The 22,305-nt window shown below is 69.7% G+C and carries 25 protein-coding genes; 7 read left to right on the top strand and 18 right to left on the bottom strand.

All coding sequences use genetic code 11. The features are described from left to right. Positions 1 to 225: 225 nt before the first annotated feature. A complete protein-coding gene (locus AB7I40_RS06790; RefSeq protein ID WP_428347837.1) occupies positions 226 to 1,179 on the bottom strand; it encodes a DUF5926 family protein in 954 nt (317 codons plus the stop codon). A gap of 10 nt (positions 1,180 to 1,189) precedes the next feature. Further along, the gene (locus AB7I40_RS06795; RefSeq protein ID WP_428347838.1) at positions 1,190 to 1,969 is read right to left on the bottom strand and encodes a glycerophosphodiester phosphodiesterase family protein; all 780 of its coding nucleotides are present in this window, start codon (positions 1,967 to 1,969) and stop codon (positions 1,190 to 1,192) included. A gap of 66 nt (positions 1,970 to 2,035) precedes the next feature. Between AB7I40_RS06795 and AB7I40_RS06800 the strand changes: the two genes are divergently transcribed. After that, complete coding sequence (locus tag AB7I40_RS06800; RefSeq protein ID WP_428347839.1) at positions 2,036 to 2,860, top strand: PhzF family phenazine biosynthesis protein; 825 nt, start codon at positions 2,036 to 2,038, stop codon at positions 2,858 to 2,860. A 15-nt stretch (positions 2,861 to 2,875) separates the two neighbouring features. On the opposite strand, the gene AB7I40_RS06805 is transcribed toward AB7I40_RS06800, so the two are convergent. From AB7I40_RS06805 to AB7I40_RS06815, 3 genes are all read right to left on the bottom strand, one after another. After that, positions 2,876 to 3,460: a DinB family protein gene (locus AB7I40_RS06805; RefSeq protein WP_428347840.1), complete on the bottom strand. Its 585-nt coding sequence runs from the start codon at positions 3,458 to 3,460 to the stop codon at positions 2,876 to 2,878. Between the two features lie 69 nt (positions 3,461 to 3,529). Next, entirely contained in the window at positions 3,530 to 3,910 is a 381-nt protein-coding gene (locus AB7I40_RS06810; protein ID WP_428347841.1) for an SRPBCC family protein, read from the bottom strand. Positions 3,911 to 3,914: 4 nt separating this feature from the next. Then, positions 3,915 to 5,153: an NAD(P)/FAD-dependent oxidoreductase gene (locus AB7I40_RS06815; RefSeq protein WP_428347842.1), complete on the bottom strand. Its 1,239-nt coding sequence runs from the start codon at positions 5,151 to 5,153 to the stop codon at positions 3,915 to 3,917. A gap of 112 nt (positions 5,154 to 5,265) precedes the next feature. On the opposite strand from AB7I40_RS06815, the gene AB7I40_RS06820 reads away from it, so the two are divergent. Continuing rightward, positions 5,266 to 5,652: a phage holin family protein gene (locus tag AB7I40_RS06820; RefSeq protein ID WP_428347843.1), complete on the top strand. Its 387-nt coding sequence runs from the start codon at positions 5,266 to 5,268 to the stop codon at positions 5,650 to 5,652. A gap of 26 nt (positions 5,653 to 5,678) precedes the next feature. Here AB7I40_RS06820 and AB7I40_RS06825 read toward each other — a convergent pair whose 3' ends face one another. After that, positions 5,679 to 6,884, bottom strand: coding sequence for an ATP-binding protein (locus AB7I40_RS06825; RefSeq protein ID WP_428347844.1), 1,206 nt, complete (start codon positions 6,882 to 6,884; stop codon positions 5,679 to 5,681). 82 nt (positions 6,885 to 6,966) lie between these two features. Between AB7I40_RS06825 and AB7I40_RS06830 the strand changes: the two genes are divergently transcribed. Beyond that, positions 6,967 to 7,356, top strand: coding sequence for a hypothetical protein (locus tag AB7I40_RS06830; protein WP_428347845.1), 390 nt, complete (start codon positions 6,967 to 6,969; stop codon positions 7,354 to 7,356). Here AB7I40_RS06830 and AB7I40_RS06835 read toward each other — a convergent pair. Next, complete coding sequence (locus tag AB7I40_RS06835) at positions 7,353 to 7,619, bottom strand: hypothetical protein (protein WP_428347846.1); 267 nt, start codon at positions 7,617 to 7,619, stop codon at positions 7,353 to 7,355. The genes AB7I40_RS06830 and AB7I40_RS06835 overlap by 4 nt on opposite strands. 63 nt (positions 7,620 to 7,682) lie before the next feature. On the opposite strand from AB7I40_RS06835, the gene AB7I40_RS06840 reads away from it, so the two are divergent. Both AB7I40_RS06840 and AB7I40_RS06845 read left to right on the top strand, forming a co-directional pair. Continuing rightward, complete coding sequence (locus AB7I40_RS06840) at positions 7,683 to 8,549, top strand: Fpg/Nei family DNA glycosylase (RefSeq protein ID WP_428347847.1); 867 nt, start codon at positions 7,683 to 7,685, stop codon at positions 8,547 to 8,549. 32 nt (positions 8,550 to 8,581) lie between these two features. After that, positions 8,582 to 8,914 carry a rhodanese-like domain-containing protein gene (locus AB7I40_RS06845; protein WP_428347848.1) on the top strand — a complete coding sequence of 111 codons (333 nt, stop codon included), beginning with the start codon at positions 8,582 to 8,584 and terminating at the stop codon, positions 8,912 to 8,914. 37 nt (positions 8,915 to 8,951) lie between these two features. Here AB7I40_RS06845 and AB7I40_RS06850 read toward each other — a convergent pair whose 3' ends face one another. Together AB7I40_RS06850 and aat are read right to left on the bottom strand one after the other, a co-directional pair. Continuing rightward, complete coding sequence (locus tag AB7I40_RS06850; protein WP_428347849.1) at positions 8,952 to 9,323, bottom strand: hypothetical protein; 372 nt, start codon at positions 9,321 to 9,323, stop codon at positions 8,952 to 8,954. Between the two features lie 55 nt (positions 9,324 to 9,378). Further along, positions 9,379 to 10,056 (bottom strand): leucyl/phenylalanyl-tRNA--protein transferase, encoded by a 678-nt coding sequence (aat, locus tag AB7I40_RS06855; protein ID WP_428347850.1) that lies wholly within the window; start codon positions 10,054 to 10,056, stop codon positions 9,379 to 9,381. 36 nt (positions 10,057 to 10,092) lie between these two features. Between aat and AB7I40_RS06860 the strand changes: the two genes are divergently transcribed. Further along, the gene (locus AB7I40_RS06860) at positions 10,093 to 10,773 is read left to right on the top strand and encodes an EcsC family protein (RefSeq protein ID WP_428347851.1); all 681 of its coding nucleotides are present in this window, start codon (positions 10,093 to 10,095) and stop codon (positions 10,771 to 10,773) included. Here the strand turns inward: AB7I40_RS06860 and AB7I40_RS06865 are convergent. From AB7I40_RS06865 to AB7I40_RS06890, 6 genes are read right to left on the bottom strand one after another with little or no spacing between them, the layout of a single operon-like run. Continuing rightward, on the bottom strand, positions 10,734 to 11,945 hold the full coding sequence (locus AB7I40_RS06865) for a hypothetical protein (protein ID WP_428347852.1): 1,212 nt from the start codon (positions 11,943 to 11,945) through the stop codon (positions 10,734 to 10,736). The two genes, AB7I40_RS06860 and AB7I40_RS06865, sit on opposite strands and share 40 nt — an antisense overlap. Further along, positions 11,942 to 13,063: a hypothetical protein gene (locus AB7I40_RS06870; RefSeq protein ID WP_428347853.1), complete on the bottom strand. Its 1,122-nt coding sequence runs from the start codon at positions 13,061 to 13,063 to the stop codon at positions 11,942 to 11,944. The genes AB7I40_RS06865 and AB7I40_RS06870 overlap by 4 nt, the downstream gene beginning before the upstream one ends. Beyond that, positions 13,060 to 14,139, bottom strand: a complete 1,080-nt coding sequence (locus AB7I40_RS06875; protein ID WP_428347854.1) for a hypothetical protein — start codon at positions 14,137 to 14,139, stop codon at positions 13,060 to 13,062. The genes AB7I40_RS06870 and AB7I40_RS06875 overlap by 4 nt, the downstream gene beginning before the upstream one ends. Further along, complete coding sequence (locus AB7I40_RS06880) at positions 14,136 to 15,068, bottom strand: hydroxymethylglutaryl-CoA lyase (protein WP_428347855.1); 933 nt, start codon at positions 15,066 to 15,068, stop codon at positions 14,136 to 14,138. Before AB7I40_RS06880 ends, AB7I40_RS06875 begins: the two co-directional genes overlap by 4 nt. Next, positions 15,065 to 16,990, bottom strand: a complete 1,926-nt coding sequence (locus AB7I40_RS06885) for an acetyl/propionyl/methylcrotonyl-CoA carboxylase subunit alpha (RefSeq protein WP_428347856.1) — start codon at positions 16,988 to 16,990, stop codon at positions 15,065 to 15,067. The genes AB7I40_RS06880 and AB7I40_RS06885 overlap by 4 nt, the downstream gene beginning before the upstream one ends. A 6-nt stretch (positions 16,991 to 16,996) precedes the next feature. Then, a complete protein-coding gene (locus tag AB7I40_RS06890; protein WP_428347857.1) occupies positions 16,997 to 18,676 on the bottom strand; it encodes a carboxyl transferase domain-containing protein in 1,680 nt (559 codons plus the stop codon). Positions 18,677 to 18,749: 73 nt separating this feature from the next. Here AB7I40_RS06890 and AB7I40_RS06895 point away from each other — a divergent pair, with 73 nt between their 5' ends. Further along, positions 18,750 to 19,298: a TetR/AcrR family transcriptional regulator gene (locus AB7I40_RS06895; RefSeq protein ID WP_428346251.1), complete on the top strand. Its 549-nt coding sequence runs from the start codon at positions 18,750 to 18,752 to the stop codon at positions 19,296 to 19,298. Here the strand turns inward: AB7I40_RS06895 and AB7I40_RS06900 are convergent. Genes AB7I40_RS06900 through AB7I40_RS06910 form a run of 3 tightly spaced genes read right to left on the bottom strand, consistent with a single transcriptional unit; the run spans position 19,285 to position 22,303 of the window. After that, positions 19,285 to 20,367 carry an ABC transporter substrate-binding protein gene (locus AB7I40_RS06900; RefSeq protein WP_428346252.1) on the bottom strand — a complete coding sequence of 361 codons (1,083 nt, stop codon included), beginning with the start codon at positions 20,365 to 20,367 and terminating at the stop codon, positions 19,285 to 19,287. The genes AB7I40_RS06895 and AB7I40_RS06900 overlap by 14 nt on opposite strands. Continuing rightward, on the bottom strand, positions 20,367 to 20,885 hold the full coding sequence (locus AB7I40_RS06905; RefSeq protein ID WP_428346253.1) for a universal stress protein: 519 nt from the start codon (positions 20,883 to 20,885) through the stop codon (positions 20,367 to 20,369). Before AB7I40_RS06905 ends, AB7I40_RS06900 begins: the two co-directional genes overlap by 1 nt. After that, the gene (locus AB7I40_RS06910; RefSeq protein WP_428346254.1) at positions 20,882 to 22,303 is read right to left on the bottom strand and encodes an APC family permease; all 1,422 of its coding nucleotides are present in this window, start codon (positions 22,301 to 22,303) and stop codon (positions 20,882 to 20,884) included. The genes AB7I40_RS06905 and AB7I40_RS06910 overlap by 4 nt, the downstream gene beginning before the upstream one ends. Between the last annotated feature and the right edge of the window lie 2 nt (positions 22,304 to 22,305).

The raw sequence follows: 22,305 nt of genomic DNA on the forward strand, positions 1-22,305 counted from the left end.
GGGCCGGTTCCTTACGCTCGCGTCCAAGCGGGTCTGGCGGGGTCGACCTGAAACGCAGAAACCGGTCCGCGAGGGACCGGTCCACAGCTCACCGCGACGTCACGACGCAGGCATGAGAAGACCAGCCGTTGCTGACGGGGGATGCAACAACGGCTGGTCGAGCATGAATCTACTTCACCCCACAGGGTGAAACAACTGAGACGCGACAATTCGCCCGAGTTTCACCTAACGGATCGTCACCTGGCGGTTCGCGAGGCCGGCTCGCGCGGACCTTTGCGCCGTCGACAGGTCGGAGTCATCGTCCAGCGCTTCCTGGAGTCGCTGGCGGAAGTCCGCAGCCGCCTCCTCGAGCACCTCGGCCCCGGTGCCGAGCGGAAGGTCCCAGACGGGAGTCAGCACCCCGTGGGCCCGGAACATCCCCACCAGCCGCGATCCCTCGGCGATGCTGTCGTCGCGGGCCGCATGCAGGCGGGACAGGGCGTCCAGCAGGGCGTCCTCGGGCTCGGGCATCACCCAGCGCAGGTGCTCCTTGGTGCCCACGCTCGTCCAGTACGCCGCCTCCACACTCGCCAGCCGCGACGTGGGCAACGCGGCACCGTTGGCCTGCTCGAGGGCCGCCTCCATCTCCGGGGTGCGCTCCGCGTCGGCGATCCAGAAGCCGAAACCGTCATGCACGCTGATGTCCAGGGCGTCGGCGGTGACCAGATCCTGCAGCCGCGGACCGGATCCGGGGTTCTCGGTCAGCCCGACCACACCGGTCTGCTGCGCAGCCGAGGCAGCCAGTGCCTTCTCGAGGACCGCACCCAGGTCACGCGACGGGTCTCCGAAGTTGTGCTGCACCTGCAGTCCCAGCCACACCTCGCCATTGTCGCGGACCAGTGCGGGCGCTGCGCCCGGCAGCAGCGAGCACAGGGTGACCGCCGGTGCACCGTCGGCGGTCAACGTCAGCGGCGCGGTGGCCGAGGGCACCAGCTCACGCAAGGCGACCAGGTCGCACTCCGAATCCAGGCCCTCGAACGGCCTCCCGACGTACGCCTGGACCTGACCGCTCGGGTCCCCGTGGCACGCCTTGTAGCGCCGTCCCGAGCCGCAGGGGCAGGGCTGGCGAGGGCCCACCTCGCCCTCGGCGAGCGGTGTGGCGGCGGCGTTCCTGGCCTTGGTGCGCGAACTCTTTCCCATGCGCGGGAATCTATACGCCGAGCTTGTCCAGGATGTACGCCGGGCGGTCGGTGATGACCGCTTCCACCCCCAGGTCGAGGCAGGTCTGGAGCTGCTCGTCGGTGTTCACCGTCCACACGTGCAGCCGCTTGCCCGCGGCATTCAGGCGCTCGCCCAGCTCCGGGTGGGCGGTCAGCGCGCGAATGCCGGGCCCGACGAGCCAGGACGGCTCGACCATCCGCCGCAGCATCGGCCAGTGCCGGGCCTTGTCGACGAGCATCACGTATTCCAGCTCGGGCGCCAGTCGGTTGGCCCGCTGCAGCGCGGTCCACGAGAAGCTCATGATGCGCACCGGGGAGCCGGCCCGGTGCCATCCGAACTCCCGCAGCAGCTCGACCAGCCGGCGCTCGACCAGGCCGCCGTAGCGGGTGGGGTGCTTGGTCTCGATCGCGAGCTCCACGTGGCGGTCGTAGTCGGCCACCGTCTCCAGCAGCTTGCGCAGGGTCAGCACCTTGCCCAACTCGATGTCGCGGTCCTGGGCCTCGTCATCGAGGTCTGCCCACGGGTTCTTCCAGGACGAGAAGTCCAGTTGGTCGAGATCGGCCAGCTCCATGGTCGACACGACGCCTCTCGTGGACGCCGTACGGCGCAGGTCGCGGTCGTGCACGCAGACCAGGTGTCCGTCGGCCGTCAGCCGGACATCGCACTCCAACGCCTCGGCGCCGACGTCGAGAGCCCGGAGGTAGGCCCCCAGGGTGTGTTCGGCGTTGTCCTCGCTCGCGCCGCGGTGGGCGACGACCTGGGGCCTCATCCCTACATTCTTGCCGACGCCGGGGCTGGGTGCCGCGCAACCGGGCCGACTGGTTGGATGTCGGACATGCGCTTCACGCAGGTCGACGTCTTCTCAACCGACTCGTTTCGTGGCAATCCAGTCGCCGTGGTGCACGACGCGGATCACCTCAGCGACGCGGAGATGGCCCAGTTCGCCAACTGGACCAACCTGTCGGAGACCACCTTCCTCCTGACACCCACCACCCCCGAGGCCGACTACCGGCTCCGGATTTTCACCGTGAGCGGAGAGCTGCCCTTCGCCGGTCACCCCACCCTGGGAAGCTGCCGGGCCTGGCTGACGGCGGGCGGGCGCCCCCGTGCAGAACCCGTCATCCAGGAGTGCGCCGCCGGTCTGGTGCCGATCCGCCGCGACGGCGACGGACTTGCGTTCGCGGCCCCTGGGTTCGCCCGGCTCGGCCCGGTCGAGCCCGCGCACCTCGACCAGGCGCTGACAGCGCTCCACCTGTCTCCCGACGAGCTGGTGGCGTCGGCGTGGATCGACAACGGGCCAGGCTGGATGGGACTGGTGCTGCGGGACGCCGCGGCCGTTCTCGCCCTCGAGCCGGACTTCGTCGCGTTGGGCGATCTGGACGTCGGCGTGATCGGTGCTCACGCAGCAGGTGGCCCCGCTGACTACGAGGTCCGAGCCTTCGTTCCCGGCGTCGGCATCAACGAGGACCCGGTCACCGGGAGCCTGAATGCCGGGTTCGGGGTCTGGCTGATCGAGTCCGGTGCGGCGCCGCCGTCGTACACCGTCGCCCAGGGCACCGTGCTCGGCCGCACGGGCCGTGTCACGGTGTGGTCGGAGGATGGCGAGGTCTGGGTCGGCGGCGCCACCCGCGTCCGGATCAGCGGAGACGTCGAGTTCTGAGCAGCGCCGGAGACCTCAAGCCGAGCGCTGCCAGGGAGTCACGAAGTCGTTCGCGGGACGTCCCTCGACAGCAGCCAGCAGGGATCCTGCCTTCGCTCCGTCGATCTGCTCGCGGATGATGTCGGCGTGGCCGGCGTGGCGAGCCAGTTCCTCCACGCCATGCAGCATCGCGAACCGCGCGGTCGTCTCGGTCGGCTCGAAGCGCCCGGCCCACGGTGCCGGCGGCTCCATGATGACGGCGTCGGGATCTACCTTGGCGATGGCGGCCAGATAGCTCCAGGCGGCGCTGTCGAAAGCCCGCAGCGCACCGGCCAGGGTCTCCTCGGCAGTGAGCGCGAAGCTGCCGAAGAACTCCGCGAAGGCCGCCTCGTCGAGCTCCCCGCTGGCCTCCCCCCGGGCCACGGCCTCGCGGTGCTCCCACCCGTTGCACACGTACGTCGCGTGCTTGACCAGTCCGCCGATGGACAGCGTGCTGGCGCAGGGGGACAACCGCGCCTCCTCGTCGGTGAGCCCATGAGCGGCGGTGCGCAGTGCATCGATCTGCTGCTGCAGGTAGCCGATGATGTTCTCGATCTCGGAGTGCTTCGCGGGCTGGTGCATGATGTTGGTCCTCTCGGTCGTGGATGCCTTCGTGACCAGCATCGCGACCTTTGAGGCCAGCTACTGTCCTCAATCAGACGGGATCGTGGCCAGTGCGTCCAGGCGCCTCAGGGCCACCGCGCAGACCGGCAGGTAGGCCGGTGCCCACCACGGCACCCCGAAGCTGACGCGGCATCGACCGGTGCCGGTGGCTCGCACCGAGTGGCTGGTGGCCGGAATGCCCGACACCGACCACGACCACCTGCTGCCCGGGTCGAAGCCGGTGACCTCGAAGGGCAACCACAACCCGACCGCCGTCCGCACCCGGCCGCGGCTGCCCGCCCCGAGCGTCGACGTGGACAGCTCGACGTCGGCCACCGACGGGCCCCACTCCGGCCAGGTGGAGACATCGACGAGCAGCGACCACAGCGCTGCCGCGGGGGCCTCGATCTGCCGGGAGACGGAGAGCACCTGGCTACCGCGACCCGGCGAGCACGTGCTGCGCGGCCCGGTGACCGCTGACCAGTGCGCCCTGGATCGAGGCGGTGTCACGGTGGTCCCCACAGACCAGCACTCTGGACCCGGAGGCCAGCGGCTGCTCCAGCTTCAACGGTGGCAGCTGCGTGGGCAGGGCATGGGTGATCTCGTGCCTGGCGACCACCTCCCAGCCATGGGTGGAACTCCCGAAGATCTCGCCCGCATGCTTGCGCGCCTCGGCCTCACTCGGGGGCTCCTGGCCCGGGTGGAGCAGGGCGGAAGCCTGGATCAGGTGGTTGCCGGGCGGAGCGTACGACGGGGCCGCTGCCGTCATCACCGCGACGTTGACCAGCGGACCGCCCGAGCGCGTGCGTGCGTCGACACAGAGGAGGTCGAGCGATGTGGGGAGGTGGGTGGCGGCGTACCACCAGGTCAGCACACCCTTCATGGCCGGCGCCTTCACCGGCGTCAGTGCGCCTGCGGTGGTCGGGTCAGTGGCCACGACGACCGTGCGGGCCCGCGCCGCCGCCCCGTCGGCGTACACCTCGACCTCGGCACCGCCGGGCACCACGGACTGGACCCGGGTGTCGGTGCGGACCGTCAGGCCCTGGGCGAGTTGTCGCGGGAGCGCCTGCATGCCCGCGGCCGGCAGGCCCGGCGCCCCCAGGGCGAACATGCGGAGCAGGAGGAGCGCGAACTCGTTCGAGGTGTCACCGCCGTCCTCGAGCAGGACGCCGGCATAGAACCGGTCGACGATCGTGCGCAGGTCGCCGGTGAGCCCCACCTTGTCGAGGGCCTCACGCAGGGGCAGATCCGGGCCGGTCTTCAGGCGTGCGGGCCTGCCCAGCGCAGGAGCCGCCCATCGGGCGAGTCGGGCCAGAGCGGCGGGACGGAGCAGCCCACTGCGCAGCGTGGCAGCGAGCTGGCCCGGCTCTCGAACGGGATTGGCCAGCACCGCGAGCCGGTCGTCGAGCCGGACCCCGATCCCGGCGCCGAACGGCTTGTTCCGCAGCGCCTCGACGTCCACCCAGCGCCGTACGGCCGGATATGCGGGGTTCAGCACCTGGAACCCGCGATCCACCAGGAACCCGTTGACCTCGTCGGTGCGGATCCGCCCACCGACGTCGTCGGAGGCCTCCCACACCTGGACCTCGCGACCGGCGGCTTGGAGCTCGCGCGCGCACTGCAGTCCGGCCAGACCGGCGCCGATGACCAGGACGTCGCAGGACTCACTCATGTGACCATCCTGTCGCACCACCCAACGTCGTGGTTCCTGGTCGCCCAGACCACCACGTCCGATGACGTCCGCAGGCATGACGGGCGGTCTGGATGAGCGCTATGTTGCTCGCATGATCCGACTCCTGATTCGCACCGCGATCTTCCTGGGCTCGGCGGCGCTCGGGCTGATCGCGGCGTCCCTGATCCTCGACGACTTCTCGATCTCGGCCAGCGGGTTCATCTTCGTCGTAGTGATCTATGCGCTCATCCAGAGCATCATCTCGCCGTTCCTCATGAAGGTGGCCGCCAAGAACGCGACCGCGTTCCTCGGCGGGATCGGCCTGGTGGCCACCTTCGTCGCGCTCCTCGTGGTGACGCTGATCGGCGACTCCCTCACCATCAAAGGCGCCAGCACCTGGATCCTGGCCACCCTGATCGTCTGGCTGGTCACCGCCCTGGCCTCGTTCCTGCTCCCGATGTTCCTGATCAAGAACGCCGTCGAGGCGCGCCGCGACTGACGCTGGCTGGAGCCACGGGGCACCACTCAACCCTGAGCGCGCAGATACCGCCCGAAGTGCGGGACCGTGAAGGCGATCCGTCCCCGCTCACCGGAGTAGATCAGGCCCTTCTTCAGCAGCGCGTCGCGCGCCGGCGACAACGACTGCGGCTTCTTTCCCAGCACGGCGGCGACATCCGCGGTCGGCACCGAACCGACCTCGTCGAGCGCTGTCGGATCCACCGCGAGCGCCGCGTCGGCCATCGCCCGCAGGTAGTCCCGCTCCCCCGGCGTCGCCCGGTCGAAGCGACTGCCGAAGAAGCCGACCGCGAGCTCCCCCTCCGCCTCCGGAGCGGCGACGTGCACGTCGTCGGCCGAGATCGGCGAGCGTGGCGCGCGGTCCCACACGGCCTTGCCGTAGGCCTGGATGAAGTAGGGGTAACCACCGGTTGCGGCGTACATCTCCTCCAGAGCCTCGTCGGTGAAGGCGGCACCCTCGCTGGCAGCCGGCGCCGACAGCGCCAGGTCGGCCGAGGCCCGGTCAAGCCGGTCGATGCGCTGATAGCCGAAGAGCCGTTCGGAGTACGACTTGCTCGCCGAGAGTACGGCGGGCAGGTGGGGCAGCCCGGCCCCCACGACGATCACCGGCAGTCCCGACTGGCTGATCTCGTGGCACGCGGCGCACAGGGCCGAGACGTCGTCTGGCCCGAGGTCCTGCATCTCGTCGATGAACACCGCGACCCCTCGACCGACATCGGCAGCCAGCCCTCCGACGTCGGTGAACAGCTCGACGAGATCGATCTCGACGTCGCCCGAGTCGGCCCGACCCTTCACTGCCGGGGCGTCGATGCCCGGGTGCCACTGGTCACGCAGCCGAGCCGACGCCCCGGCGTCGCGCTGGGCGAACGAGCGGATCACGCCGAGGACGTGGTCCACAGAGTTCGGCTCCGGATGTCCCAACTCGCGCACGGCCTGGTGCAGCGCCGATGACAAGGGCCGGCGCAACCCCTGGTCCGGGCGCGCCTCGAGCTTGCCGGTCCCCCACTGGCGGCGTACGGCGGCCGAGCGCAGCGCGTTGAGCAGCACCGTCTTGCCGACGCCTCGCAGTCCGGTGAGCACCAGCGAGCGTTCCGGGCGGGAGGCGGCCACGCGGGCGAGGACGACGTCGAAGGCACGCAGCTGCTCGTCGCGGCCCGCGAGCTCCGGGGGGCGCTGACCGGCACCGGGTGCGTAGGGGTTGCGGATCGGATCCATGTCCGCACCGTATCGAGGAATCTAGGTCAAACCTTAGATTTGCTGCTCGTATCAGCACGGTGTCGCAGCACTCCGCACCACCATGAAGACACTACTGCTGACCGGCCTCGTCCTCGCCGGTTCCACCCTCACCCTCGCCCAAGCCTCCGCCCAGACGGCGCCCGCCGCGCCGCCGGCCAAGACCACCGTCACCATCAGGGCAGAAGGCACCGACCTGTCCGGGACGGTGCGCAGCCCCAAGCCCAAGAAGTGTGCCGAGGGCCGCACGGTCGTGGTCCGCAAGCAGATCGGCACCCGAGGCGGCGGGGACGACCTCCGTTTCGCCAGCGACACCGCGTCGCTCAACGGCACGACCTACCAGTGGTCGACCGGCAACACCGGCACGCCTGGTCGCTTCTACGCCGTCGTGCGGGCGATCCCCGGATGCAAGGGCGACCTGAGCCCCACGATCCGCGCCGTGCGCAACCCCTAGGAAGCGCCCGGCAGGGCCGTGCGCGCCGCGCTGGCGTCGTACGCCGCGTCGAGTCCGGCGCGCAGCATGTCGATCAGGTCGGGGACCTCCACGACCGACAACCGGAAGGTGCCGGCGCACAGGTTGTCGCGCCACAGTGACAGCACGACCAGCCCGGACTCGTGATGCCAGGTGACCCGCAGGGCACGCCTGGCACTGCGGGCGTCGAGGAAGATCTCGCCCGTGCGTGGAAGCGGCCCGACCCGGGGCACAGCCGACTGCATGAAGCAATGATGCGCCTGGCTCGGTGCACTTGTCACCGAAACGGATCGACCTAAACTGCTCACGTGCCCGAGTTGCCCGAAGTCGAAGCGCTGGCCGCTGACCTGCGCCGGCGGCTCTCGGGTCGTGCCATCGTCCGCGTCGACATCGCTGCGTTCAGCGCACTCAAGACCTTCGACCCGCCGCTGTCGGCCATCGAGGGCACCTTCGTGGAGGACGTCACCCGGCACGGCAAGTTCCTCGACATCAGCACCGGCGGCCTGCACCTGGTCATGCACCTGGCCCGGGCCGGCTGGGTGCGCTGGCGCGACGAGGTCCCGAAACTGCCGCCCAAGCCGAGCAACAAGTCCCCGCTCGCGGCGCGCGTCGTCCTCGACGACGACTCCGGCCTCGACATCACCGAGGCGGGCACCAAGAAGTCGCTGGCGATCTACGTGACCCGCGACCCCCAGGACATCGAGGGCATCGCCCGCCTGGGTCCGGACCCACTGGCCGACGACTTCACCGTCGACGTGCTTGCCGGCATCCTGCAGGCTGCTGGGCGCTCCCAGATCAAGGGGGTGCTGCGCCACCAGGGCACCATCGCGGGCATCGGCAACGCCTACAGCGACGAGATCCTGCACGCCGCGAGGATGAGCCCGTTCAAGCCGGCCAGCTCGCTGACTCCGGACGAGGTCACCGCCCTGCACCACGTGATCCGCGGGACCCTCGGAGATGCGGTCAAGCGCAGCGAGGGCCTGGCAGCCAGTGAGCTGAAGGGCGAGAAGAAGAGCAACCTGGCCGTCCACGCCCAGACCGGCAAGCCCTGCCCGGTGTGCGGTGACACCGTCCGCGAGGTCTCCTTCGCCGACTCGAGCCTGCAGTACTGCCCCACCTGCCAGACGGGTGGCAAGCCGCTCGCCGATCGACGGATGAGCAGGCTGCTGAAGTAGTCTCGACCGGCTTCGACCCCCGAGAGGACACCATGCACATCCCCACCGTCAGCGTCGACCAGGTTCCCGATCCCCTGCCGGAGGGTCTGCACGTGCTCGACGTCCGCGAACCGGTCGAGTGGACCCACGGCCACATCGAGGGCGCCACCCACATCCCTCTGGGCGAGCTGATGGCACGGGTCGCGGAGGTCCCACTCGAACAGACCCTCGTGGTCTGCAAGGTCGGCGCCCGCTCCGGCCAGGCTGTCGCCTGGTTGAGCCAGCAGGGTCGCGACGTGGTCAACCTCGACGGCGGCATGCTCGAGTGGGCCGGCGCCCGACGCGCGATGGTCAGCGAGACGGGCGCCCCACCTCAGGTGGTCTGACTCAGGAGGGCAGCAGCCCCGACCATCCCGGAGAACGTCAGACGCATTCGGTCGAGACGTAGGTGATGAACGCCGTGAACTCCTTGAGCTCGTCGGCGCTCAACGACTTCTGCAGCTTGTCGAAGTCCGCGGAGCTGGCGTCGGCGTCCAGGTCCTTGACCTTCTTCACGAAGAGCTCGAAGCCCGAGCGCGCCTCGTCGGTGATGCCCTTCGGGGTGCCCACCTCGGAGAGGGTGTCGGCGATGTCCTCGCCGGTGGTCTTGGCGTCCGAGTCGGTGATGACCTTGCAGAAGTCGGCCTTCGAGGCATCGGTCGGGGCGCCGGCCGAACTCGATCCGTCGGAGCCTCCACAGGCGACCGAGGTGGCGGCGACCAGCACCAGGCTGGCGATGAACAGCGGCTTCAACATGTGTCTCCCGTGCTTCGAATTGTTGTCGTCTGCATCCTGCCCCATGCAGCGCGACCTAGGCCAATGCGGTGAACGCGGTCGGCAGGGGCACCTGCAGGAGCTCTGGCAGCCGCGCCAGATACCTCGCGCGCGACAGCTCCACCACGCCGAGGCTCGCCAGGTGATCGGTGCGCCACTGGACGTCGAGCACCCGCGGTTGACCGTCGGACAGCACCTCGACCAGTCCCACCAGCGCCACCTTGGAGGCATCGGTCACTCGGTGGAACATCGACTCGCCCGCGAACAGCCCACCGATGGCGACGCCGTACAGCCCACCCACCAGCTCGCCGTCGCGCCACGCCTCGACCGAGTGGGCCCAGCCAAGCTCGTGAAGACGGGTGTAGGCCGCCTCGATCCCGGAGTCGATCCAGCCCTGCGGACGGCGCGGATCCGCGCACCCGGCGATCACGTCGGCGAACGCCGTGTCCACCCGGATCTCGAAACTGCGACACGAGCGGCGCAGCGACCGCGAGACGATCAGGCCCTCGAGCGGCAGCACAGCGCGGGGATCGGGCGACCACCAGTGCATCTCACCGGTGCCGGTGGGCATCGGGAACAGCCCTGCGCGGTACGCCGCCAGCAGCGTCCCCGGCTCCAGATCGGCACCCACCGCCACCAGATCGTCGAGGCCCCGCTCGGCGAGCTCGGCGGGCCCGGGGAAGATCCAGGGCACGGCCGGAGGTTCGACAGGCACCCCTCCAACCTAACCGCTCGTCCGTAGGATCGGTGCATGAGCGTGAAGAGCAGCATCGGCAAGAGCGTGGCTCCCCACGTGACCGGCCTGGCTCCCGGCCTGACCGACAGCTTCGTGCGCGAGGCGCTCAAGAGGGCAGTGAGTGGCGTAGGCCCCCTCCCCGGTGCCGCGGCCGCGGCAGAAGCGCTCCTGAGCGCCCACCACGGGGACGTCGCCAAGGCCACCAAGGAGATCATCGACAAGCACGTGCGCTACGCAGGCGCCCAGGGCTTCGTGACCAACCTCGGGGGCCTGGTCACCGCCGTGGTCGCCATCCCCACCAACGTGACCGGGCTGGCTCTCATCCAGTGCCGGATGATCGCGGCGATCGCCCACCTGCGCGGCTACGACCTCGACGATCCCCGGGTGCGCAACGCGATCCTGATCAGCATGCTCGGTTCCGAGGGCGTCGACCGACTGGTCAAGAAGAAGAAGCTCCCGGCCCCGCCCATGGCGGTGGCCACTGCGCCGGCACACGACCCCGACCTCGACGTGGTGATCTCGGCCGAGGTCGCCTCCGAGCTGGTCACCCGGATCGCCGGCAAGCGCCTGGCCACCGTGGTGGGCAGGCGGGTGCCGGTGGTCGGCGGCCTGTTCGGCCTCAGCGCCGACGCCTACGTGACGTGGCGCGTGGGGCGTTACGCCGCCGGCGAGCTCCTGCCGCGCGCACGGCGGTAGGCCTTCATCACGCTGCTGCCCACCCAGCCGTTCTCGAGCCGGGCGACTGCCTTCTCCCGCAGCTGATAGGTCGGGCGGAGGTAGGAACGCCGCAGCGCCGCCTCGGTCTCGGAGAGCCGGCGCTGCAGATCCGCCTCCGCCTCCCTCAGGCGCACGTTCTCCAACAGCAGGGCCCGGACCGCCTCGACGGCAGCCTTGTTGACCTGGCGTTCGCGGGGGTGGTCAGGGTCGGAGAAGGTGGGTGCCTCCGGCGCGGGCTGCAGCTCGGCCAGGTCACCGACGATGTCGTAGCCGCGCCGGTCGAGCTCCTTGTTCCAGGCCTGCGACAGTTCACCGGCCCAGGCATGGACGTCGGGCGGAACGCTCAGTCGAGGTGACTTGCGGCGTTTGGACAGGGTCTGGTGGGCCAGCAGCTCGCGAACCAGAGGGCGGTAGTCGGCCGGCTTCACCAGCGCGTTGACCGCCACGTTGATCCGTCTCAGCAGTGCGGTCTCGGGGGCACCGAGCGAGGGGTTGGCCCGGCCGACATCCAGGTCGAGCTTGAGGCCACCGATCCCGAACGTGGCCGCGAACCGCTCCCAGAGCAGGCTGTGCGGCGCCCCGGGTTTGGGCACCGTGACGACGTGGATGCGCTCGGGTGGCAGTCCCGCGCCCCAGCGCTCGAGGATGTCCGGCAGCTCCTGCACGCCCCAGAACCAGGACGCCGTCTGGGAGGCCCGCTCCGGGTCGCGGATCATCCGCAGGAACCGGGTGTAGGTGAAGGTACGCCGATGCTTGACGTTCTCCTGCCACTCCGCCGGGATCTGGCGCACCAGGTCACGTGCGCTGACCACGACGTGGACCTCGGTGCGCGGGTGCCCGAGGTCGGCCAGGGCCTGGGCCGCCTGGGCCCGGGTCGCGCACGCCAGGATCTCGTGGCTGATGATCGTCGTGCCCGGCCAGCGGCGGACGTGGCCGGCCAGGCGCTTCCACTCCCCCACGGCTTCGGTCTCCAAGCCGCCCCAGGGCAGCCGCATCAGGTCCAGGGCAGCCAGGAACTGGGCATCGAAGCGATCGGCGGGGTAGAGCACACCGTGGGCGGCGAGTGTGGTGCGGTTGCGGTAGAGGACGTCCTGCACGTACGACGTGCCGGTCTTGGGTGTCCCCACGTGCAGGATCACGCGCTTGCTCATCGCGCAGCCCCGTGGTGCAACGCCGCCACCATCATGCCCAGCACCTCTCCGTCGTCGGGCGAGCCGATCACACCGGCCCGGGGCTCCGCCTGGTCCGGCAGGAGTCGATCCAGCCCGCCCCTCGGCACAGGGTAGCCAGCATCGGCCAGAGCGTCGCGGATGCGCACCGCCTCGGCCTGGACCCAGTCGCGGTGCCGCTCGGGCACCGTCGGGGGCCGCAGGGTCCCGGTGTCCACGGCCCGCAGCCATGGCAGCAGGACGCCCGCGAGCCGGGCCTGGCGCGCCTCGTCGCCCAACGACAGCCGGAGCGCGGTGGAGGTCTCACGGGCCACCTCGAGGGCCGCGTGCGAGAGCCGGTCGGGCGTCACCACCGCCCCGCCGGTCACCGCGGCGACCTCGTGAGGTTCGAAGGCCGGGTGCACGCGATCGGGCCCGACCCGGTCCGCCCACTGAGCTGCGACGGCCACCACATCGACCCGGTGCGGCAGCACCCTCTGGCCGGCGAACTGGTCCAGCCAGCCACCCCACCCCAAGCCGTTGCCACGCCTGGCCTGGACCGACCACACGTCTGCCAGGTAGCCGGCGTAGTCATGCAGAAGCAGCACCACCCGTGGGTGGCGACCGCCGCTCGGCCGTCCCTGGGCGCTGAGCTGGTCGCGGTAGGAGCCGGCCAGCAGCGGGTCACCGACCAGTCGGTAGCGGTGGCGGCGCAGCCGGCGGCGGGGCGCTGATGCGCGGTCCTGCTCGGCTGGTGCGGGAGCAGCCAGCACCAGATCCGCGAGCGCGCCTGCACCGACGCGGGACAGCTCCTCCGCGGCGATGTGCGCCGGATCCACGGCTGGAGCACCGAAATGCTCCCCGTCGCGGACCCCCACGAGGTCCAGGTCCTGCTGACCGCGACCGGCCCCGCTGGTCGACAGCACGGTGTCGGTCAGGTGCGCAGGCACCGGCCCGAGAAGGTTGAGGCGGCGTACGACCTCGAGATGCTGCGCGCCGGGCAGCACCGGTCCCGCTGCAACGGCCTGGCCGGACCACTCGGACCAGGGGGTGGTGCCACCGGAGCGCAGGTGATCCACCCAACCCCAGGCGCGGCGTACGCCGGGTGAGTCGGCGATCACGACGGGTCGCGCCCGAGCTTGCGGCGGGCGCGACGCAGGAACGGGTCCGGGCGGCTCGCGGCCTCGCGGGTCATCACCTCGAGGGCATCGAGGGCGGCACGCATGAGCGGGCGGGAGCGCACCCGGTCCGGGTCGGCCCAGGGGGCGTCGGGATCGGGCCGGCGTGGCATCAGCTCGGCGGGGTCGCCGACCACGTCGACGCCGCTGCCGGCCAGCCAGTCGATCCAGATCCGGCCCTGCTGCTCGGCCCACTCGAAGCGATCCGGCGGCAGGGTGACCTTGGGTGAGCGGCGCTTGCCGGACAGCTCCTCGCGCGCCAGCAGGCGCAGGACCAGGTCGTCGTAGTTGGCCTCGTGTCGCGGTCCGCGACCGATCTTGCGGTTGAGGCGGCGGATCAGCTGCGTCTCGACGGTGCCGAGGGACTGGTTCGACTTGGTGCTGTCGAGCGGCGCCCAGGACGGATCGACGTCCAGCGCTTGGCAGAAGCGTCGCCAGAGCAGGTCGGGGTCCTTGGAGTTGCGCCGCGGCACGGTGACCACGTGCACCCGCTCGGGGGGCAGGTCCTTGCCCCACGTGCCGAGTACGCCGGGCAGGTCGAAGGCGCGCGCGAACCACACGTTGCCGCGCTCGGTCGAGTCCAGGAACCGCCGGAAGCTCCACTTGCGGCCCTGCTTGATGCTCTCCTGCCAGGCAGCCGGCAGTTGCCGGCCAAGGTCACGCACCGAGTAGACGAGGTGGATCTCGGAGCCGCGCAGGTCCCGCATCACCTTGGCGACCTTCTCCGGAGGCGCTGGCGCAAGGATCTCGTGGCTGATCACGACCTTGCCGCGCTGTCGGCGGACCTTGCGCACCATGGCGTCCCAGGAACCGCTGGCATGCCCCGGCGAGCCACCCCAGTCCTGGCCGAGCAGGTCCAGGGCGGCGCGGAAGTGGAAGGTGGAGGGATCACCCAGGGTGCGACCTGGGTAGTTCACACCGTGCTTGGCCAGCTCGTCCACGTTGAGGCTGAACCTGTCCTGCACGTAGGTGGTCCCGGTCTTCGGGGCACCGATGTGCAGGTGGACCACACGCGTCATGTCGCGAATTCTGCACCAAGCGCCGTGACGACCCGTGACGGGCTCGGCCGACCCAGCTGTGCGGCCATCCACACGCTCGTCTCCACGAGCTTCGCCAGGTCCACTCCGGTGTCGATCCCCATGCCGTGGAGCATCCACACCAGGTCCTCGGTGGCCAGGTTTCCGGTCGCGCTCTCCGCGTAGGGGCAGCCACCCAGACCGCCGGCGCTCGCGTCGAACGTGGTGATGCCTGACTGCAGCGCCGCGTGGGCGTTGGCGAGGGCCTGACCGTAGGTGTCGTGGAAGTGCACGGCGAGCTGGTCGACTCCCATGCCTGCCTCGGTGAAGGCGGCGATCAGGGCCGTGACGTGGTTCGCCGTGCCCACCCCGATGGTGTCGCCCAGGCTCAGCTGGCTGGCTCCGAGGTCGAAGAGCCGCTTGCCCACCTCGACCACCTGCTCGATGGGCACGTCGCCCTCCCAGGGGTCACCGAAGCACATGCTCACGTAGGCGCGGACGTCGAGTCCGGCGTCCCTGGCCCGGCGCACAGTGGGTTCGAACATTGCGAACTGCTCGTCGAGGCCGCGGTTGAGGTTGCGTCGCGCGAAGGTCTCCGTCGCGCTGCCGAAGATGGCCACATGGCGCATCCCGAGCTTGAGGGCGCGCTCGAGGCCGCGTTCATTGGGCACCAGCACTGGCATGTCCTTGCCCCGCTCGCCCAGCAGCTCCATCAGGTCGGCGGCGTCGGCCAACTGCGGCACCCATGTGGGGTGCACGAAGCTGGTGGCCTCGATGATCGGCAGACCCGCCTCGACCAGGCGTCCGATGAACTCGGCCTTGATCGCCGTCGGCACCGTGGTCTTCTCGTTCTGCAGCCCGTCACGGGCACCGACCTCGTAGATCGTGACCGAACGGTCGGCGCCGGCCCCGGCCACCTGCGGCGTCCTCATGCTTCGACCACGAACAGCACCGCACCGAGCGAGACCTGCTCACCGGTAGCAGCGCCCACCTCGGTCACGGTCCCCGCGAAGGGCGCCTTGAGCGCGAGCTCCATCTTCATCGCCTCCATCACCCCGAGCGTCTCACCCTCCACCACAGCCGCCCCTTCCGCGACGTGCACCGCCAGCACGGTCCCGGGCATCGGGGCGACCAGCGTGCCGTCGCCGGCGACGGGGCCATGGTCACCGAAGACGTCCGGTCGCTCGAACACGAACCGCTGACCGTCCACGACCATCTCGATCGCGCGCGCCCCGACGTACCCCCGGGCCCGGTGGGCGACACCGTCGAGCGCCAAGCGGAGGTCGACGTGCGAGTCGGGCTCGTCGCGGTAGGCCAGCTCGACCACGTCCTTGCCGTCCACGGCGTGGGGAGCGACGGTGACGACCTGGTCGAGCTCGACGTAGACCGGCGCCGGGCCGGCCCCCTGCCGCCAGCCGTCCCTGCGGAACGGTCCCACCCCGTCGGTCGCGCGGGGCGCGGCCGCCCAGGCGGCGAACACCCTGGCCAGGTCCCGGGAGGGCGCGGTCACCTCGTGGTGGTCGAGCCAGGCGGTGTCGATGGTGGCGTCGCGGAACTCGTCGCTGGCCACCAGGGCCCTGAGGAACCCGGTGTTGGTGGTCAGCCCGAGGATCACCGTGTCGTCCAACGCGGCCACCAGTGCGCGCCGGGCAGCTTCTCGATCGGCTCCCCGAGCGATCACCTTGCCGAGCATCGGGTCGTAGGAGGTGCTCACGACCTGGCCGCTCTCGAGCGCGGCATCGACACGCACGCCCTCGGGCCAGTGGACGTAGGTGGCCGTGCCGGCCTGGGGCAAGAAGCCGTTGAACGAGTCCTCGGCGTAGATCCTGGCCTCGATCGCATGCCCCTCGAGGCCGAGCTGGTCCTGGGTGAACGGCAGCGGTTCACCCGCAGCCACCCGCAGCTGCAGCTCCACCAGGTCGAGGTGGGTCGAGCTTGTCGAACCGGAGGTCGAGCTTGTCGAACCGGAGGTCGAGCGTGTCGAACCGGAGGTCGAGCTTGTCGAGACCACCAGCTCGGTGACCGGGTGCTCCACCTGGAGCCGGGTGTTCATCTCCAGGAAGTACGCCGCTCCGGTGTCGGCGTCGAGCAGGAACTCGACGGTGCCGGCGTTCTCGTAGCCGACCTGCTTGGCCAGGGCCACCGCAGCCGAGGTGATGAGTGTCCGGGTCTCGTCGGTGATCGTCGGGGCGGGTGCCTCCTCGATGACCTTCTGGTGCCGGCGCTGGGTGGAGCAGTCGCGCTCGAAGAGGTGCACGACGTTGCCGTGGGCGTCTGCCATGACCTGGACCTCGAGGTGACGCCCGTGCTCGACGTACTTCTCCACCAACATCGTGTCGTCACCGAACGCCGACAGCGCCTCGCGACGAGCCGAGGCCACGGCGTCGGCGTACTCCTCCTGGGTGCGCACGATCCGCATCCCCTTGCCGCCCCCGCCGGCCGCCGCCTTCACGAGGATCGGGAAGGACGTGGCGTCCTGCGGGACCACCGGCACGCCGGCGGCGATGGCGATCTCACGGGCCGCGTCCTTGCGTCCCATCTGCTCCATCACCGACGCGCTGGGCCCGACCAGCTTGAGGCCAGCAGCCTCCACGGCGGCCGCGAACGCGGAGCGCTCGGACAGGAAGCCGTAACCGGGGTGGATCGCATCGGCGCCGACCGCGAGCGCGGCCCCGACGACCGCATCGATGTCGAGGTACGACGCCACCGGCACCGACTGGTCAGCGGCCCGGACGTGTGGCGCCGAGCGATCGAGGTCGGTGTGGATGGCCACGGTGCGCAGCCCGAGTCGCCGTGCGGTGCGCATCACGCGCAGGGCGATCTCGCCGCGGTTGGCGATCAGAAGAGTGTGCATCTCACATCACATCCGGAAGATTCCGTAGCGCGGTGCCGGCGTGGGGACCTGGGCAGCGACGACCAGTCCCATCCCGAGCATGCGGCGAGTGTCGGCGGGGTCGATCACGCCGTCGTCCCAGAGGCGGGCGGTGGAGTAGTACGGCGAGCCCTGGGTGTCGTACTGGGCCCGGATGGGGTCCTTGAAGGACTCCTCGTCCTCCGCGCTCCACACCTCACCGCGGGCCTCCAGGCCATCGCGGCGCACGGTGGCGAGCACCGATGCGGCCTGCTCCCCACCCATCACCGAGATCCGGGCATTGGGCCACATCCACAGGAACCGTGGGTCGTAGGCCCGCCCGCACATCCCGTAGTTCCCGGCGCCGAACGAGCCACCGATCACCACGGTGAACTTGGGTACGACGCTGCAGGCCACCGCGGTCACCAGCTTGGCACCGTCGCGGGCGATGCCGCGGTTCTCGTACTCCCGGCCGACCATGAAGCCCGTGATGTTCTGCAGGAAGACCAGCGGGATCTTGCGCTGGTTGCACAGCTCGATGAAGTGGGCTCCCTTGAGCGCCGACTCCGAGAACAGGATGCCGTTGTTGGCCACGATGCCGACCCGGTGTCCCCAGATGCTGGCGAAGCCGCACACCAGCGTCTCGCCGTAGAGCTTCTTGAACTCGTGGAACCGGCTGCCGTCGACCAGCCGCTTGATCACCTCGCGGACGTCGTAGGGCGTGCGGGTGTCGGCTGGCACCACGTCGTAGAGGGACTCGGGCGGCTCGTGCGGTTCCTCGACGGTGGCCTCGTCCGGCTCCACCAGCGGGGCGGGCAGCGTGTCGACGATCGAGCGCAGGATGGCCAGCGCGTGGGCGTCGTCCTCGGCCAGATGGTCCACGACCCCGGAGGTGCGGGCGTGCACGTCGCCGCCGCCCAGGTCCTCAGCGGTGACCACCTCACCGGTGGCTGCCTTCACCAGCGGCGGGCCGCCGAGGAAGATGGTGCCCTGGTTGCGGACGATCACGCTCTCGTCGGACATGGCCGGCACGTAGGCACCGCCCGCGGTGCACGATCCCATGACCGCCGCCAGTTGCGGGATCCCCTCGGCCGACAGGTTGGCCTGGTTGAAGAAGATGCGACCGAAGTGGTCGCGATCGGGGAAGACGTCGTCCTGCATCGGCAGGAACGCACCACCCGAGTCGACGAGGTAGAGACACGGCAGCCGGTTCTGCCGGGCGATCTCCTGCGCCCGCAGGTGCTTCTTCACCGTGAGCGGGTAGTAGGTGCCGCCCTTCACGGTGGCGTCGTTGGCCACGATCACGCAGGCGCGCCCCTCGATGACGCCGATCCCGGTGATGATGCCCGCGCTGGGGACGGTGTCAGGCTGGTCGGGGTCGCCGTACATCCCGGTCGCGGCGAGCGCGCTGAACTCAAGGAAGGGGCTGCCGGGGTCGATCAGCCGGTCGATGCGTTCGCGCGGCAGCAGCTTGCCACGATCGGTGTGCTTCTTTCGCGCGGCCGGGCTTCCGCCCTGCCGGACGACGGCCAGCCGCTCACGCAGCTCGGTGACCAGCGCGCGCAGACCTGTGTCGGTGGTCGAGCCGCTCTCGGTGGTCGAGCCGCTCTCGGTGGTCGAGCCGCTCTCGGTGGTCGAGCCGCTCTCGGTGGTCGAGCCGCTCTCGGTGGTCGAGCCTGTCGAGACCACGCATCCTCCTAGGTTAATGATCACTAACTAGCGATGTTATCGATCATTAACCACAACCGCTAGTCTGTGCCCCATGGCACTCTCCCGCCGCGAGCAGATCCTGGCAACCGCGGCCCAGCTGTTCGCGGCCAAGGGCTTCCATGGTGTCTCGGTGGTGGATCTCGGCACGGCGTGTGGAATCAGCGGCCCGGCGCTCTACAAGCACTTCGAGTCCAAGGACGCGATGCTGGCCGAGATGCTGGTCTCCATCTCCGAGGAACTGCTGCGGGTGGGGCGCCAACGGCTCCAGGAAGGCGAGGGCCTCCCTGGACTGATCGACTGGCACGTGTCCTTCGCGCTGGCGAACAAGCCGTTGATCGTGGTGCAGGATCGAGACTGGTCCTCACTGCCCGACACCGCCCGGGAGCGGGTGCGCAGCCTCCAGCGGGAGTACGTCGATCTGTGGGCAGGTGAGCTGCGCGAGCTCGAGCCGGGACTCGGCGTCCGGCAGGCCCAGGCCAGGGTGCATGCCACCTTCGGACTGCTGAACTCCACGCCCCACAGCGCGTTCCTGCCGACCGCCGAGATGCGTGTCCTGCTCCAGGAGATGGCCACCCGGGCGCTGGGCATCAGTTCTTCGTGAGTCGCTCCCAGGCCTGCCCGTAGAGGTCGGTGGCCGTGCTGTCCAGGTCCTTGATCGGGACGAGGGTGGCTGCGACCGCCGCCGTGGGGAACACGGCCGGGTCGGCCAGCACCTCTGCCGGCACCGACTCACGGGCAGCCACGTTGCCGGTGTCCACCAGGTTGAAGGCCGCGTTGTCGGCCGAGTTGGCCGGGTCGAGGTAGAAGGCGATCATCTTGTTGGCCCCCTCCGGGTTCGGGGCGTCGACCGGGATGCACAGGAGGTCGACCCACGTGGTCCCACCCTGCTCGGGGACGGTGAAGGCAAGGTCGCGATTGCGTACGGCGGCCTGCAGGACATCGGTGTTGAAGCCCTGGGCCACGACGAGCTTCCCGTCGGCGAGATCGTCGAGGTAGGTGGAGGAGTTCAGCTCTGCCTGGACCAGGAACCTCTCCAGCTGGGTCTCGGCGGCGTCGATGACCGCTGGATCGGTGGTATTGATGTCCTCACCCAAGGAGAACAGTGCTGCGGCGAAGGCTTCTCGCTGCTCGTTGAGCAACGACATCTTCCCGGCGTAGGTCGCGTCCAGGAACACCTCCCACGTGGGCGGTTCGGTGAACACGGTGGTGTCGTAGCCGATCCCAGTGGTGCCGGTGGCCCACGGCACCGCGTAGTCCCCCCCGACCGAGCGCAGCTCCGGCTCGAGGTTGTCGAGCAGGGCCGACGTCACGACGGCGGAGTCGAACTTCTGCAGGAGGTCACCCTCCATGAGGGTGGTGAAGAGGTTCTCGCTAGGCACCACCAGGTCGAACGAGGTCGTCTTGCGCCCGCCCTTGCGGGTGACGGCAGCCGAGAGCAGGCGCTTCTCCAGCTCGTCGTTGCTCTCGTAGGTCTCGTAGCCGACCGCCAGCCCGGTCGCCTTGGTGAAGCGGGTGAGCAGCGCGGGGTCCACGTAGTCCTGCCAGTTCAGGAAGCTGATCCGCTTCTCGGCGGCGGTCGAGCAGGCGCCCACGCCCAGGTTGAGCAGGCCCGCCGTGCCGACCAGACCCGCCCCCTGCAGCAGCCGTCGGCGGGAGAACGCGGTCGCCATCACGGCACCATCAACACCGGGACGGTGCAGTGCCTGCCGACCTTGTGGGAGATGCCGCCCTGCAGCATGTTGCGGACCCGGTCCATGGCGGACGTGGCTCCGCCCAGCTCCGAGGAGATGCCCTGGCGGCCGATGATCACCAGCTCGCAGTCCTGCTGCTCCACGACGTCGAGGATGGCGCCGGCGATCTCGCCCTTGACCACGACGCCACGGGCGTTGAGGTTGCGGCCCTTGAGCAGCTCCACCGCCTCCGTGGCGAGCGCGAGCGCCTCGGTCTCGAGCTCGTCACGGACCTCCTCGACGTAGACAGCACCTCGCCCACGCATCGTCATCGGCTGTTCGTAGGCGACCACGACCACGATCTCCATCTCGGCACGGGCCCCCACGTAGGCGCCCCAGGCGAGGGCGCGCTCGGAGTTGTGGGATCCGTCGAAGGCGATCAGCACCCGCTTGGGAGTGCTCACGTCTGGCAGGACGACTTCGTCGTCCCAGTCCTTGGGTCGGGCGTTGGCGTTCATCCGGTCAGCTCCCCGGTCTCGAAGTTCACTCGTTTGTCGATGCCGCTGCGACGTTTGGCGGGGCTCAGGGCGAGGTAGGCGATCACTCCGGTCAGGAGGCCTCCCACGGCGTAGCCGACTCCGGCCAGGAACCCTGACTCCAGCACGGTGTAGTAGACGGCGATGGAGATGACGGTGGCCGGAAGCACCAGGATCACCCAGGGCCCGGCCGCACCTCCGGGCACCTTGAAGGGACGCTCGAGGTGGGGGAAGCGGCGTCGCATCACGATCAGGGTGACGAACTCGAGCATCAGCACACAGCCGCCGACCAGCACGGACAGCGCGGCCAGCTGTCCGAAGGGCAACAGGGTGACCAACGAGCAGATGATGGCTGCGATGACGATGGTGTTGATCGGCGTGCCGCGGGTGGGGTGCAGCTTGGCCAGCGACGGCGGCAGGTAGCCGTCGTTGGCCAACGCGAACGGGATGCGTGAATAGCTCAGCAGCCAGGCGGAGAACAGGCCGATAGCCGACACCACGGCACCGAAGGCGAGCAGGAGGCCGAGCCAGCGCCCCCCGATGCTCTCCGCCACGAGCGTGAACGCACCAGCGGTCCACTCCACGTCCTCGGTGCCCACCGCAGCGATGGAGACCACGGTGGGCAGCAGGTAGATCAACGTGATCATCGGGATCGTGATCGCCAGCGCCTTCGGGTAGTTCTTGCGCGGGTTGTCGATGTCGCCGGCCACTGTGCTCAGGCCGTCCCAGCCCGCGTAGTTCCACATGATCACGAACAAGCCGGCCCCGAAGGCCTCCATCGTCGAGAGGCCCTCCGGCACGAACGGGGTGCCCGGGTTGTAGTCCATCTGGAACAGGCCGAGGACCAGGACGAGCAGGAACGGCAGCAGCACGATGACCAGGAAGGCCTTGGAGGAGTCGCCGACGATCGAGGATCCCAGCATGTTCATGCCGGCGAAGATCCAGATGAAGATCACCCCGACGATCCACTTCAGCGACAGGTCGACCGGGCCCAGGGCGAACGTTGTGGTCTCCAGGCCCGGGAAGAAGTAGGCACTGAACTCGGTGAACAGCACCGGATAGATCGCCAGGTCGAACCAGCTGGCCACCCACGCCCACCAGGCGGCCTGGAAGCCCCAGAACGGGCCCATGCCCTCCTTGACCCACTGGTAGTAGCCGCCGGACACCGGCATCAGGGTCGCCAGCTCGGCCACCATCAAGGCGATGGGCAGGCTGTAGATCAGGGGCGTGATGATGATCAGGAAGATCGCCATCCCCGCGCCCGAGTAGCCGACGACGTCCTCGAGCCCGTAGGGCCCGCCGGAGACGGAGAAGAAGATGATGCCGATGATGGCCCCGAGCCCGAGCTTGCGGACGACTGTCTGCACGGCCACGGTCGATCCGGCCACCTGTGACGACATCT

The organism is Nocardioides sp. (genome assembly GCF_050246775.1).
GTDB lineage: Bacteria > Actinomycetota > Actinomycetes > Propionibacteriales > Nocardioidaceae > Nocardioides.

What these genes read in the sequence shown, in the direction of transcription:
- AB7I40_RS06835 (WP_428347846.1), bottom strand. Translation starts at nt 7,619, where the DNA reads ATGCAGTCGGCTGTGCCCCGGGTCGGGCCGCTTCCACGCACGGGCGAG.
- AB7I40_RS06805 (WP_428347840.1), bottom strand. Translation starts at nt 3,460, where the DNA reads ATGCACCAGCCCGCGAAGCACTCCGAGATCGAGAACATCATCGGCTAC.
- AB7I40_RS06845 (WP_428347848.1), top strand. Translation starts at nt 8,582, where the DNA reads ATGCACATCCCCACCGTCAGCGTCGACCAGGTTCCCGATCCCCTGCCG.
- AB7I40_RS06795 (WP_428347838.1), bottom strand. Translation starts at nt 1,969, where the DNA reads ATGAGGCCCCAGGTCGTCGCCCACCGCGGCGCGAGCGAGGACAACGCC.
- AB7I40_RS06885 (WP_428347856.1), bottom strand. Translation starts at nt 16,990, where the DNA reads ATGCACACTCTTCTGATCGCCAACCGCGGCGAGATCGCCCTGCGCGTG.
- AB7I40_RS06900 (WP_428346252.1), bottom strand. Translation starts at nt 20,367, where the DNA reads ATGGCGACCGCGTTCTCCCGCCGACGGCTGCTGCAGGGGGCGGGTCTG.
- AB7I40_RS06895 (WP_428346251.1), top strand. Translation starts at nt 18,750, where the DNA reads ATGGCACTCTCCCGCCGCGAGCAGATCCTGGCAACCGCGGCCCAGCTG.
- AB7I40_RS06850 (WP_428347849.1), bottom strand. Translation starts at nt 9,323, where the DNA reads ATGTTGAAGCCGCTGTTCATCGCCAGCCTGGTGCTGGTCGCCGCCACC.
- AB7I40_RS06865 (WP_428347852.1), bottom strand. Translation starts at nt 11,945, where the DNA reads ATGAGCAAGCGCGTGATCCTGCACGTGGGGACACCCAAGACCGGCACG.
- AB7I40_RS06815 (WP_428347842.1), bottom strand. Translation starts at nt 5,153, where the DNA reads ATGAGTGAGTCCTGCGACGTCCTGGTCATCGGCGCCGGTCTGGCCGGA.
- AB7I40_RS06860 (WP_428347851.1), top strand. Translation starts at nt 10,093, where the DNA reads ATGAGCGTGAAGAGCAGCATCGGCAAGAGCGTGGCTCCCCACGTGACC.
- AB7I40_RS06830 (WP_428347845.1), top strand. Translation starts at nt 6,967, where the DNA reads ATGAAGACACTACTGCTGACCGGCCTCGTCCTCGCCGGTTCCACCCTC.
- AB7I40_RS06905 (WP_428346253.1), bottom strand. Translation starts at nt 20,885, where the DNA reads ATGAACGCCAACGCCCGACCCAAGGACTGGGACGACGAAGTCGTCCTG.
- AB7I40_RS06820 (WP_428347843.1), top strand. Translation starts at nt 5,266, where the DNA reads ATGATCCGACTCCTGATTCGCACCGCGATCTTCCTGGGCTCGGCGGCG.
- AB7I40_RS06825 (WP_428347844.1), bottom strand. Translation starts at nt 6,884, where the DNA reads ATGGATCCGATCCGCAACCCCTACGCACCCGGTGCCGGTCAGCGCCCC.
- AB7I40_RS06880 (WP_428347855.1), bottom strand. Translation starts at nt 15,068, where the DNA reads ATGAGGACGCCGCAGGTGGCCGGGGCCGGCGCCGACCGTTCGGTCACG.
- AB7I40_RS06875 (WP_428347854.1), bottom strand. Translation starts at nt 14,139, where the DNA reads ATGACGCGTGTGGTCCACCTGCACATCGGTGCCCCGAAGACCGGGACC.
- AB7I40_RS06790 (WP_428347837.1), bottom strand. Translation starts at nt 1,179, where the DNA reads ATGGGAAAGAGTTCGCGCACCAAGGCCAGGAACGCCGCCGCCACACCG.
- AB7I40_RS06800 (WP_428347839.1), top strand. Translation starts at nt 2,036, where the DNA reads ATGCGCTTCACGCAGGTCGACGTCTTCTCAACCGACTCGTTTCGTGGC.
- AB7I40_RS06910 (WP_428346254.1), bottom strand. Translation starts at nt 22,303, where the DNA reads ATGTCGTCACAGGTGGCCGGATCGACCGTGGCCGTGCAGACAGTCGTC.